This window comes from Spirosoma aerolatum (assembly GCF_002056795.1).
Taxonomy (GTDB): Bacteria; Bacteroidota; Bacteroidia; order Cytophagales; family Spirosomataceae; genus Spirosoma; species Spirosoma aerolatum.
Window position 1 is genome coordinate 4,201,490 of record NZ_CP020104.1, and the last position, 13,068, is coordinate 4,214,557.

A 13,068-nucleotide genomic window follows, 5' to 3' on the forward strand; every position below is an offset into this window, starting at 1 on the left:
AAACTACTCTCAGAAACTACACTAGCCATATTGTATCTTTTATAAATTCAAGTTTAGCAACTTCACACATGGAGTAAACTCCCTTCTCTGCAAACCCACACTAATAATAAAATACACACAGTAATTGTCAAAACCTAACAGAGCTTTAGCCTACATCATTAATCTTCCAGAACAGGTTAATTACTAGACTAGTACAAACCAAGCCAAAAAGAAACAGTCTAATTAATAAAGAAACTTTAGCCTATTCCGGCAACTTGGCGGATTTTTCCGTACCTTTGCGGAAAATTTGGCAGGCACCTATGGCATCGTTTAATCCGGTTAAGATTTTTTCGGGAAGTCAATCTACTTACCTGGCCGAAAAAATTGCCCATTACTACGGCAAAGACTTAGGCGGTTATACCTGCCGCCGATTCAGTGATGGAGAGATGTCGCCCAGCTTTGAAGAATCGGTGCGGGGCTGCGATGTGTTTCTGATTCAATCGACTCCTCCTCCCGGCGATAATCTGCTGGAATTGTTGTTGATGGTCGATGCAGCCCGTCGTGCCTCTGCTCACTACGTTACGGTCGTAATCCCCTATTTTGGGTATGCTCGTCAAGATCGGAAAGATAAACCCCGTGTATCGATAGCCGCCAAACTGGTTGCCAATATGCTGGCCGCTTCGGGAGCCGACCGTCTGATGACGATTGACCTACACGCTGGTCAGATTCAGGGTTTCTTCGATTTCCCGGTCGACCATCTGGAAGGAACGTCGGTGTTTGTGCCTTATATCCGTAGCCTTAATCTGGACAATCTGGTGATCGCTTCACCGGACGTAGGTGGTGCCAACCGCGCTCGTGTATTTGCCAAGCATTTCAACGCGGATATTGTACTTTGCGATAAGCATCGCAAACGGGCCAACGAAATCGCGTCGATGCAGGTCATTGGCGATGTGGAAGGGGCAAATGTCGTGTTGGTCGATGACCTGATCGATACGGGCGGTACTATGGCGAAGGCTGCCCAGATCATTATGGAAAAGGGTGCCAAATCCGTACGAGCTGTGTGTACGCATCCGATTATGTCGGGGAAGGCGCACGAAAACATTTCCAATTCGGTTCTGGAAGAACTGGTTGTTGCCGACACGCTTCCGCTTAAAGAACCAAATTCCAAAATACGCGTGCTGTCGGTAGCTGAGTTATTTGCCAAAGCCATCGGCCGCATTCGGGACCATGAATCTATTAGTTCACTGTTTATAAAAAATTAAAGAGCGAAAGAGTGAAAGAGTGAAAGAGCGTGATTTCAGCGCTTATCACTCTTTCGCTCATTCGCTCTTTCACTCTTTAAATTATTTTGTCATGAAAAAAATCGAGATTGTAGGGTATAAAAGAGCGAATCTCGGCCGCACAGAATCACAGGCGATTCGGGCCGAGGGCAATGTTCCCTGTGTATTGTACGGTGGCGCTGAGCAGGTTCATTTCTATGCACCTGTTATTTTGTTCCGTGATTTAATTTACACGCCTAATATTTTTGAAGTTGCCCTGAACATCGAGGGCGAGGAATACCGGGCTATCCTTCAGGAAACCCAGTTCCACCCTGTTAGCGACATTCTGCTGCACGCTGACTTTCTGTTAGTTACCGACGATAAGCCTGTTAAAATGGCGGTTCCCGTACGGTTGACAGGTTCGGCTCCGGGTGTACAGAAAGGTGGTAAACTGGTAACCCGCGTGCGGAAACTGCGCGTGAAAGGTACCGTAAGTAACATCCCTGATTTCATCGATGTTGATGTATCAGGCCTTGACCTGGGCAAATCGGTTCGCGTAGGTCAGATTCCAGTTAAAAATATTGAAATGCTTGAGCAGGCGTCAAACCCTGTTGCCAGCATCGAAATTCCACGGGCACTGCGGGGTTCACTCAAGTAATCGCAGCAGTACAGCCTTTTTTCTTACTAATAGATCAAAAAAATGCCCTCCCGATATTCAGGAGGGCATTTTTGTTGTAATCCGAGATGTCTGCTTTACATACCTCTGAGCCGTAAACTATTGCTCACTACCGATACCGAACTCAAGGCCATGGCCGCTCCGGCAATCATCGGATTGAGCAAAAATCCGAAGGCAGGGTATAATACGCCAGCCGCAACTGGAATACCGATCACGTTGTAGATAAACGCCCAGAATAAATTTTGACGAATCACCTGTACCGTTTGTCCCGACAACTGCAAGGCCTTCGGGATACTATTCAAGTCGGCCGTTATCAATGTCATCCGGGCCACATCCATGGCAATATCTGAGCCTTTTCCCATGGCGATGCTTACATCCGCTTGGGCCAGTGCCTGCGAGTCGTTGATACCATCGCCAACCATGGCTATCAGTTTACCTTTTGCCTGTAACTGCTTCACAAAATTGGCTTTGTCGGTAGGCATCATCTCCGATTCGACCTGCTCTATACCAACCTGCCTGGCCACAGCGGCAGCCGTCTGGGCATTATCGCCGGTAAGCATATATACGGCAATTCCCCGGCTTTTGAGGGTTTGTACGGCCTGTTTCGATGTCGGCTTGACCGGATCAGTAATCGCAATAACCCCCAAAATTTCTGCTTCTCTTTCCAATCCGGTACGAGCAAAAAAGACGACCGTTTTTGCCTCATTTTGCCACGCAGCCACCTGCTCTACCAGGGAAGTAGCTAGTTGAATCTGGCTATCATCCATCAAACGTCGGTTACCGATCAGATAAGTTACCTGTTGATAGGTAGCCCGGACACCCTGACCCGTTAAGCTCTCAAATGTGTCCAGCGTTACCGATTCCGTACCAGACAGAAACGAGGCAACAGCGGCAGCCAATGGGTGCTCAGAACGAGACTCCATCGAATGTAGAATCCCCTGAAGCCTTGTATGGTCACTCTCAGGGCTAAGCCATTTGAGGTCGGTTACCACGGGTTTCCCTTCGGTTATCGTACCTGTTTTATCAAGCACAACGGCATTAATGCGATGAGCGAGTTCAAGGCTTTCGGCATCTTTTATCAGGATGTTATTCTCAGCCCCTTTCCCGACACCCACCATAATGGCCGTAGGCGTGGCTAGCCCCAGTGCACAGGGGCAGGCAATAACCAACACCGTAACCGAGGTGATCAACGCCGTCATAAACGGATCAGCATCGGGTGCGAAGTAATGCCCGAAAGTCAGCCATAAGACAAAGGTCAGTAAAGCAATGCCTAACACGGTAGGGACGAAAATTCCGGCTATCCGATCAACAAACTGTTGCACAGGGGCTTTACTCCCCTGTGCCTCCTGCACCATACGAATGATCTGGGCCAGCAACGTATCCGACCCTACTTTTTCGGCCCGAAACTGAAAGCTCCCTTTTTGATTGATCGTCCCGGCAAAAACAAAAGAACCGCCCTGCTTTTCAACGGGTACAGGCTCTCCGCTTATCGTACTTTCATCGACAAAGGAATGCCCTGTTGCTACCTTACCATCAACCGGAATCCGCTCTCCCGGACGCACCAAGATCTGATGCCCGACCTGAACCGCGGAAATGGGAATTTCACGCTCAGTATTTCCGTCAATCAGCCGCACCGTTTTGGGCTGCAAGTTCATCAGTTTTTTGATGGCCGATGATGTGCTCGATTTGGCCCTTTCTTCCATCAATTTACCTAACAGAATAAACGTAACCACTACCGAAGCCGTTTCGAAATACACATGCGGATGTAGCCCTCGCTCGTGCCAGAATGCAGGGTTGAACGTATTGAATGCGCTAAACAAAAAAGCAATACCTGTGCTTAAAGCCACCAGCGTATCCATATTGGCTTTGCCATGTTTCGCCTGTTTCCAGGCATTGACAAAAAACGGCTGGCCCAATACAAATACAACCACAGCGGCTAATACCATCGAGATGGCATTGCCATAGGGCCAATTCATCAGAAACATGCCAATCACGACAATCGGCAACGAAAGTCCTAACGCCCAAAGCGTTCGCCGTTTCAATTGCTGATAGTGCCGTTGCTGGGCTTCTGCCTGCACCCGCTGAGGATCTTCTGCTTCTACGACCAAATCGTATCCAATAGAACGAACGGCCTGTTGTAGAGCGACTTCCGATACGAGCTTCGGATTGAAGGCGACCCAGGCCGTTTGATTGGCATAATTGACTCCGGCATCACTTACCCCCAGCGTACTCTTCAGCATCGACTCTACACTAACTGCACAAGCCGCACAACTCATCTCCAAAACCGGAAACGTTTTCCGACTTTCCGAGGATGGGGTTTTTCCAGCGATTTTATTTACTGGAGCTAGATCGTTAGTTGTCATTGCCTTACGCCAATTGCTCGGCTTTATAGCCTGCTTTTTCGACGGCCTGTTTCACAAGGGCCGCATCACCGGTTTCTACGGTCAGAACTTTATCTGGATTTTGGACATCTACCTTCCACTTATCTTCACCAATGGCCTCGTTCAGAAAAGGGGTTACGGTGGCAATACAACCACCACACTTAATATTGGTCTTAAATTGAATGAACTGATTCATAGTTAGTTGATATTAATTACCGTCGGGCTTCTCATGCACTTCGGCTGACGTATCTGTCTTCATAACAAAGGACGTAAGCAGTCCATTCAACGCTGTTACAGAATTGTTGGCAGAGCTTATAAGATTACCCATGGTACTATCTGCAGGCTGCACTTCAGATGTCCTGTTTCTTTTAACATCCTTTTAACAATTCGTTAAGACCAATTTAAGTCCGACAGAGCATTTTTGCCCATGTAAAAATACCCGTACTCGCATCGCCACCGGCATGAATAAGTTCATTAAAAGTATCCTATCGTTCTCGCTTAAGAATAAGTTTTTTATCTTTTTTCTGACGGCTCTGGCCATAGTAGCGGGAATTATCAGTTATCAGAATACCCCCATCGAGGCTTTTCCAGACGTTACCAATACACAAATCACACTAATTACGCAATGGCCGGGCCGATCGGCCGAAGAAGTCGAGAAGTTTGTTACCATACCCATCGAAATTGGCCTCAACTCCGTTCAGAAACGGACCGATATTCGCTCGACCTCACTCTTTGGTTTATCGGTAGTGAAAGTGATGTTCGACGATGGTGTTGATGATGCCTTTGCCCGCCAACAGGTCAATAATCTGCTAAGTGGTGTTGAGTTGCCCGAAGGTATCCGCCCGGATGTTCAGCCGCCTTATGGGCCAACCGGCGAAATTTTCCGGTATACACTTCAGTCGCCAACCCGAACAGCCCGTGAGCTTAAAACCTTACAGGACTGGGTTATCGATCGCCAGTTGAAAGGAGTTCCAGGGGTGGCGGATGTTGTGAGTTTCGGTGGGGAAGTGAAAACCTATGAGATTTCGGTGGACCCCCGCCGGCTGATGGATTACAATATTACCCCATTGCAATTGTACCAGGCCGTTGCCAATTCCAATGTAAACGTAGGGGGTGATGTGATTGAGAAAAATTCTGAAGCGTATGTCGTTCGGGGGATTGGCCTTCTGCGCAATCAACAGGATATTCAGAACATTATTATTAAGAATGCGAATGGAACGCCCATCATGGTGCGGAATGTGGCTCAGGTCTCGCAATCGGCATTACCCCGGCTGGGTCAGGCAGGACGCGATCGACAGGATGATGTAGTGGAGTGTATTGTGATCATGCGTAAGGGTGAGAATCCGAGCGAAGTGATCGAACGGGTCAAAGACAAGATCAATGACCTGAACAACAACATCTTACCTTCCGACGTACAGATCAACACGTTTTATAATCGAGAAACGCTCATTCACTTTGCAACCCATACGGTAACCCACAATTTGATCGAAGGTATCATTTTCGTAACGGTTATCGTCTTTATTTTCATGGCCGACTGGCGGACCACTGTCACGGTATCGATTGTAATTCCGCTGGCTTTATTATTCGCCTTCATCTGTTTGCGCCTTAAAGGCATGTCGGCCAATCTACTCTCGATGGGAGCCATCGACTTCGGGATTATTGTCGATGGAGCGGTGGTGATGGTAGAAGGCATTTTCGTAACGCTCGATGAACTGGCCCATAAAGAAGGAATGCCCAAATTTAACAGGCTGGCCAAACTGGGGCTACTTCGTAAAACAGGTACAGAAATGGGGAAGGCTATTTTCTTTTCCAAACTTATTATCATCACCTGCCTGGTTCCCATTTTCTCCTTTCAGAAAGTAGAGGGTAAAATGTTTTCGCCCCTAGCCTGGACGCTTGGTTTTGCTCTCCTGGGTGCGCTGCTCTTTACCTTGACTCTGGTACCCGTGCTGGCAAGCATGCTCCTCAATAAAAATGTACGGGAAAAGCACAATCCATTCGTCAATTTCGTCACTAAATACGCCACACAGATTTTTGGGTTCACATTCGCCCATAAACGAATCAGTCTTATTGTTACGACACTAGTAGTGGCTGTAGGGCTCTCTGGCTTTAGCCTGCTCGGTACCGAATTTCTGCCCGAACTGAATGAAGGTTCCATTTATGTGCGGGCAACCATGCCTATGGCCATATCCTTGCCTGAATCGGTAAAGCAGACGGTCCAGATGCGCCACATCTTCGAACAGTTTCCTGAGGTTAAGGGGGTTATCTCACAAACGGGCCGACCTAACGACGGAACCGACCCCACCGGATTTTACAACATTGAGTTTCTGGTTGATATTTATCCTCAGGAAGAGTGGAAAAGCCACATTAGCAAAGAGGAACTCATTGATCAGATGCAGGAAAAGTTGTCTGTATTCCCGGGTGTAAACTTCAACTTCTCGCAACCGATCATGGACAATGTGGAAGAAGCCGTTTCGGGCGTAAAAGGGTCTATTGCCGTAAAAATATATGGCCCCGACCAAACGATACTGGAAACGAAAGCCACTGAAATCCAGAAGCAGTTAGCAACTGTCAGCGGGATCGAAGATCTGGGCGTTATTCGAACTACCGGGCAACCTGAAATGCGCGTTGAACTGGACGAACGAAAGCTTGCGTTGTATGGGGTCAATAAGTCCGACGCCGAAGCCGTACTTGAAATGGCAATTGGTGGCAAAGCGGCTACTCAGATCTACGAAGGCGAACGTAAGTTTGATTTGCGAATACGCTATGATCTGCCGTTCCGATCGAACGAAGAGCAGATTAGCCGATTGATGGTCCCAACCGAAACGGGTAGTATGATTCCCATCAAAGAAATCGCGCAAGTTTATACGCAGACAGGCCCGGTTCTGATTTTCCGCGAAGCCAATCAACGGTACGGTGCGGTGAAGTTTTCAGTTCGTGGACGGGATATGGGTAGTGCAGTAGCCGAAGCTCAGCAAAAAGTTCAGGCAAATGTGAAGTTTCCCGCAGGCTATACCGTAAAATGGGCCGGTGATTTTGAAAATCAGCAACGTGCTACTGCTCGGTTAGCCCAGGTCGTTCCCATCAGTTTGCTGGCTATTTTCTTCATACTATTTGTGTTATTCGGCAATGTGAAGGATGCAGGGCTGGTTTTGTTCAATGTACCTTTCGCCATCATCGGCGGTATTGCGGCCTTACTCGTTACGCACGTAAACTTCAGTATCTCAGCAGGTATTGGCTTCATCGCTCTTTTCGGAATTTGCATCCAGAATGGCGTCATATTAATTTCGGTTTTCAAGAAAAACCTTCGAAGCGGGCTTCCTCTCAACAACGCAATCCGGGAAGGTGTTGTGTCTCGCATCAGACCCGTTGTGATGACAGCCATGATGGCCGGCATTGGCCTGATTCCGGCAGCCATATCGCATGGCATTGGCTCTGAAACAGCCCGTCCGTTGGCAATTGTTGTTATAGGCGGATTGATTACCGCTACTTTACTGACTCTGTTTATCTTTCCACTGATTTTCTACGGTTTCTATCGTCAGAAATTAGATGAGAATTAAAAACACGCCGTTAGGTAATTTTGCGTCCGCTTTTTCCGTTTTATTTCAAAGATTATTTAACATTTGTATAAGGATTCAACGTCAAGTTTTTAGAAGCAAAAAAGTCTTTTTAATAAAAATTTGCATTGAATTTAAAGAAATTGCGTAGTTTCGCATAACAATCCTTTACAAAGGGAAGGTTGAACATCAAGATCTGGCGGCCGCCCGGTCGTCAATCTTGAAATGGTGTGGATAGAAGCGGAAAGCCGCCCCGATTTTCGGAGCGGCTTTTTTGTATTATAACTATTTGTTCATTTAATCATTTTTTGTATGGTTTAACGTATTTTTAATGATCTTTTCAACTCCTTTTAATTCGCTGGGCCGACCTTGAGCCTGTAAGCAGGCACGTACTTTTCCTTTCTGATCTTATTGCCAAATCAGCGTGAAACTTGCTTTTGGAAACTAATAATTTGTTCTGCGGTTTTTAAATCAGACAAGAGCTATGTATGTTGCCGACATGAAAATTCTGGTAGTTGAAGATGAGCCAAAATTGGCATCCTTTGTTCGAAAAGGGTTGGAAGAGCAATCCTGTGAAGTGGATGTCGCTTATGATGGTCAGCTTGGTCGTACGATGGCCCTTAATAATCTCTACGATGTGATTATTATGGACATTAATCTACCGAAAATGAATGGCTTTGATGTCGTTCAGTCAATCCGACAGGAAAAAAATCGTACCCCTGTCCTGATGCTCACGGCTATGGGATCTGTGGATGATAAATTAACCGGTTTTGAAGCTGGCGCTGACGATTACCTAGTCAAACCGTTTGAGTTTCGCGAACTGATGGCTCGCCTGCGTGCGCTCACCAAGCGCAATACGGAAGGCAGCATGCAGGCAAACGTTCTTAAAGTAGCCGATTTAGAACTGGATCTGAACGAAAAAATAGCCCGCCGGGGATCTAAACGAATTGAATTGACAGCCAAAGAATTTGGTTTGCTCGAATACCTGATTCGTAACCGAGGCCGTGTCGTGTCTCGTGTCGATATTGCAGAAAAAGTTTGGGATATACATTTCGACACGGGCACCAATGTGATTGATGTATACGTAAATTTCCTGCGTAAGAAAATTGACAAGGACTTTCCTAAAAAACTCATTCACACGGTAATTGGAATGGGGTATATGCTTAAAGAAGAGTAATTAGGAGTGAGAAGTAAGGCGTGAGAATGGCTAATGCATTAAGAAAAAATCTGCATTAGCCATTCTCACGCCTTACTTCTCACTCCTAGCTCCTTAATAACATGAACATCCGTACTCGTCTTACGCTGCTTTTTGTTCTGCTGGTCGCTTCGATCATGCTTCTCTTTACCATCTCCGTTTATTACCTGTACGATCAATTCCGTCAACAGGAGTTTGAACAACGACTTGTAGAAAAAGCGCTGACAACCGTTCGTTTACGGGAAGACGTTGGCGAAGTTCCTCAGAATGATTTGCCTGTGATGGCCGACGAGCAGGTTACCGTTTATAATTCGCGAGGAGTTATCTTATACAATCAGTACAGTCAGCGCCCCCGCTTCCCGATCACACCCGATTTTCTGTCTAAAATCACCCTACGCCATCCTCAATATGGCCGAGCTGGTGATATTGAAGCCATTGGTGTGCGGCATATTAATTCAAGGGGCGAATCCTTGTTTATTGTTGCCTCAGCAAACGATCGCTATGGATTTAGTAAACTGGATCGGCTGCGCGAGATTTTGTTCTTCGGATGGTTATTAAGTCTGTTTATTGTAGGGATTGCCGGGTATCTGTTTGCCACCGATGCACTGCGCCCTGTCTCTGAACTCATTATACAGGTAAATGCCATATCAGCCACCAACATCCATGAACGTTTACGTGTGGGTAGGCAACGCGACGAATTAGCTGATCTGGCCCGTACGTTTAACGATCTGCTTACCCGGCTCGAAGAAGCGTTTGTGTTTCAGAAGAGTTTTGTGTCGCATGCATCCCACGAGTTACGGACACCTTTAACGGTGATGATGGGTCAAATCGAAGTTACCCGGCTGCAAGCCCGCTCAACCCATGAATATGAAGTTGCGTTCGATGCGTTACTCGACGAGGTAAAAAGTATGATTCGGCTTGTCAACGGGTTGCTTGAATTAGCCCGGGCTAGTTCCGACGTCGTTACGTTGAATTATCAACCTGTTCGAATCGACGAGTTATTATGGCAGGCTCAAAGTTTGTTAGTCAACAAAAAATTGGATTATCAAATCGACATTGACTTTGACAACTTACCTGATCAGGAGGAAGATTTAGTGATTAATGGCGAAGAGTCACTCCTGCAAACTGCCTTCCTGAACTTAATGGAAAATGGTTGCAAATACTCTCCCGACCAGCGTGTATCGGTTCGTATCGCTTTTGAGCCTGGACAAGTTCAACTGACATTCTCCGACAATGGATTCGGCATTCCAGCCAGTGATCTACCGCACATTTTCGAGCCCTTTTACCGATCTGAAACAACGATGACTGTAAAAGGTCATGGCATTGGTCTGGCACTTACGCAACGTATAATCGAACTTCACCGAGGCCAGATTAAAGTGGAATCGACAGTTGGTGCAGGCACTACTTTTCGAATCACCCTACCAAGTGCTCACGGTCCTGTACCCAACCCCAATGACGTTCGATCAGTTGACGAAAAACCCGTGAAGGCTTACTCATAATTTGACGTTCGCTTATCCTAAACCTCTCTACTTTCTTCGCTGAATTCAGCATTAAACAACCAGCTATTGTACAAAAAAGCCCTCAAATTTGAGGGCTTTCGTTTTGGACCAGTCGTTTATTGATTCGGCATCTTTTTAGCATCCTTCTTCATCATTTTGGCGTCATGCTTCATGTCCTTTGCAGCATCGGCCTTCGCATCGTCACCATCTTTTTTGGCGTCCTTCTTCATCATTTTAGCATCATGCTTCATTTTTTTATGCTCCATCTTGGCGTCTTTCTTCATATCGTCCTGAGCATACGCTGCACCTGTCATCAGCATAGCAGCCACCGCCGAAATCATTAACGTCTTCATTCGTCTATCTGGTTTTAAGTGGTTCATTACACGAATAGAACCTATCACTTACCAAATAGTTATTAAACCTTTATTAAAGTATAACTCCTACAGTTAGTGACAAACGTTTCATCAATTACCTGATTTAGGTGATTTCTTACGGGCTTTCACTGACGAAGGGCCCGTTCTGACGCTGCTGGTAGCATCTACTTTTGTAGGTTTATCCGTCGAATTATCAGTTGCCTGCGTCTGATATTGATCATTTGTCAAACCAGTTCCGGCAACGGTCCCCTGGTTCTGCTTATTCGAACCCGATGTAGAATTTTGGGCGGCATCCGACGAAGAATTCGTACTGGCAGATGTCTTCGTACCTGTAGAACGTTTCCCGGGTTTTTGTTGAGCAACTGCTGTTCCGGTCAACAGCAAGGCTACTGCCAGGGCTGCAAGTGTGTGTGTCATAAGTATAGCTCGTTTTGACGTGAGTAACACCTATAACAACACACTAACTAAGAAGGAGTTTTACTGAATTAAAGAATCTATACCAATGGCCATATCTAAGCAATCACGTTAAACTCCGACGTCAGATGGAACTGGATGTCAGGGTTGTTTTGCTGATTCATCCGAAGCATCCAGTCCGATTCGGCCAGAAACACTGGGTTATGATCTTTATCATAAGCTATCTGGTTGCCTTTCAGGCGAATGAACTCAGCCAGCTTTGCCGGGTTTTCGGACGTAATCCAGCAGGCCTTCGTATAATTGAGCGGTACCCAGCGGCATTTAGCACCGTATTCGTTCTCCAGACGGTATTGAATTACCTCAAACTGAAGTTCTCCAACCGTACCAACAATTTTCCGATTTCCTATATCGAGAGTAAACAACTGAGCCACTCCTTCATCGGTCAACTGCTGAATACCTTTGTCGAGTTGCTTTGATTTCATCGGGTCAAGGTTGACCAATTCCTTGAAAATTTCTGGTGAAAAGCTGGGAATTCCCTGAAACTGTAAGTCTTCGCCTTCGGTCAATGTATCGCCGATTTTGAACGTGCCCGTATCGTAAAGTCCGACTACGTCGCCCGGAAACCCTTCTTCCACGACACTTTTGCTATCGGCCATGAAACTGAACGGACTGGCAAATCGCACATTTTTATCGAGCCGAGTATGGTGATAAAACTTATTCCGTTCAAACACTCCCGAACAGATACGCAGAAACGCAATCCGGTCTCGATGGCGAGGGTCAAGATTCGCGTGAATTTTAAAGACAAACCCACTGAATGCTTTTTCATCCGGTTGCACTTCACGCTTATCGGTCGGGCGGGCAATTGGTTCGGGCGAAATCCCGCAAAAGCCTTCCAGCAGTTCTTTTACCCCGAAGTTGTTCACCGCCGAGCCAAAAAATACGGGGGCCAGTTTTCCATCCAGGTACGCCTGTCGATCGAACGGATCATACACCCCCTCGATCAATTCAACATCTTCCCGAAGTTGGGCTGCATCGCGCTCGCCTACTTTTTTATCGAGCAAACTTTCTTCCAGCTCAATCGGCAGTACATCATCTTCAACTTTCGTTTTGTTGACTTTGAAGAAATATAACTTTTTCTCGATCAGGCTATAAACACCTTTAAAGTCCGATCCCATATTGACCGGCCAGGTCATGGGTCGAACCCGAATATTTAGCTTTTCTTCCAGTTCATCCAGCAGGTCAAATGGATTGCGACCCTCACGATCCAGTTTGTTAATGAAGATAATAACGGGTGTGTCGCGCATTCGACACACTTCCATGAGCCGCTCGGTTTGTTCCTCTACACCTTTAACACAGTCAATAACCAGAATGACACTATCTACCGCCGTCAGCGTCCGGTAGGTATCTTCCGCAAAATCTTTGTGACCTGGCGTATCGAGAATATTGATTTTCAGGTTGTCGTACTCAAAGGTCATCACCGAAGTAGCTACGGAAATACCGCGCTGCTTCTCAATTTCCATGAAGTCAGAGGTAGCCGTCTTTTTAATCTTATTCGATTTAACAGCTCCTGCCGTTTGAATAGCGCCACCAAAGAGCAGAAGTTTTTCGGTGAGTGTGGTTTTCCCGGCATCCGGGTGACTAATGATGGCGAACGTACGCCGACGGGCGGTTTCTGCCTGTATATTCGTTTGCATTATTCTCAGAATCAGAGCGCAAATTTACGAAGATTAGTGT

Annotated in this window: 10 protein-coding genes; 5 read left to right on the plus strand and 5 right to left on the minus strand. The window is 46.5% G+C overall.

The window, feature by feature from the left end:
* Positions 1–299: 299 nt before the first annotated feature.
* Together B5M13_RS17030 and B5M13_RS17035 are read left to right on the plus strand one after the other, a co-directional pair.
* Positions 300–1,241, plus strand: a complete 942-nt coding sequence (locus B5M13_RS17030; RefSeq protein WP_080059966.1) for a ribose-phosphate pyrophosphokinase — start codon at positions 300–302, stop codon at positions 1,239–1,241.
* Between the two features lie 91 nt (positions 1,242–1,332).
* On the plus strand, positions 1,333–1,896 hold the full coding sequence (locus B5M13_RS17035; protein WP_080056807.1) for a 50S ribosomal protein L25/general stress protein Ctc: 564 nt from the start codon (positions 1,333–1,335) through the stop codon (positions 1,894–1,896).
* Positions 1,897–1,991: 95 nt separating this feature from the next.
* Here the strand turns inward: B5M13_RS17035 and B5M13_RS17040 are convergent, their stop codons facing one another.
* Together B5M13_RS17040 and B5M13_RS17045 are read right to left on the minus strand one after the other, a co-directional pair.
* Positions 1,992–4,277 carry a heavy metal translocating P-type ATPase gene (locus B5M13_RS17040; protein WP_080056808.1) on the minus strand — a complete coding sequence of 762 codons (2,286 nt, stop codon included), beginning with the start codon at positions 4,275–4,277 and terminating at the stop codon, positions 1,992–1,994.
* Positions 4,278–4,281: 4 nt separating this feature from the next.
* The gene (locus B5M13_RS17045; RefSeq protein ID WP_080056809.1) at positions 4,282–4,491 is read right to left on the minus strand and encodes a heavy-metal-associated domain-containing protein; all 210 of its coding nucleotides are present in this window, start codon (positions 4,489–4,491) and stop codon (positions 4,282–4,284) included.
* 265 nt (positions 4,492–4,756) lie between these two features.
* Here B5M13_RS17045 and B5M13_RS17050 point away from each other — a divergent pair, with 265 nt between their 5' ends.
* The 3 genes from B5M13_RS17050 (at position 4,757) to B5M13_RS17060 (ending at position 10,546) form a co-directional block, all read left to right on the plus strand.
* Positions 4,757–7,855: an efflux RND transporter permease subunit gene (locus B5M13_RS17050; RefSeq protein WP_080056810.1), complete on the plus strand. Its 3,099-nt coding sequence runs from the start codon at positions 4,757–4,759 to the stop codon at positions 7,853–7,855.
* 496 nt (positions 7,856–8,351) lie between these two features.
* Entirely contained in the window at positions 8,352–9,029 is a 678-nt protein-coding gene (locus B5M13_RS17055; RefSeq protein ID WP_179950501.1) for a response regulator, read from the plus strand.
* Positions 9,030–9,130: 101 nt separating this feature from the next.
* Positions 9,131–10,546 (plus strand): sensor histidine kinase, encoded by a 1,416-nt coding sequence (locus B5M13_RS17060; protein ID WP_080056812.1) that lies wholly within the window; start codon positions 9,131–9,133, stop codon positions 10,544–10,546.
* Between the two features lie 116 nt (positions 10,547–10,662).
* Here B5M13_RS17060 and B5M13_RS17065 read toward each other — a convergent pair whose 3' ends face one another.
* The 3 genes from B5M13_RS17065 to B5M13_RS17075 form a co-directional block, all read right to left on the minus strand.
* On the minus strand, positions 10,663–10,899 hold the full coding sequence (locus B5M13_RS17065) for a hypothetical protein (RefSeq protein ID WP_080056813.1): 237 nt from the start codon (positions 10,897–10,899) through the stop codon (positions 10,663–10,665).
* 111 nt (positions 10,900–11,010) lie between these two features.
* A complete protein-coding gene (locus tag B5M13_RS17070) occupies positions 11,011–11,337 on the minus strand; it encodes a hypothetical protein (protein WP_080056814.1) in 327 nt (108 codons plus the stop codon).
* Positions 11,338–11,432: 95 nt separating this feature from the next.
* Entirely contained in the window at positions 11,433–13,028 is a 1,596-nt protein-coding gene (locus B5M13_RS17075) for a peptide chain release factor 3 (protein ID WP_080056815.1), read from the minus strand.
* Positions 13,029–13,068 lie beyond the last annotated feature (40 nt).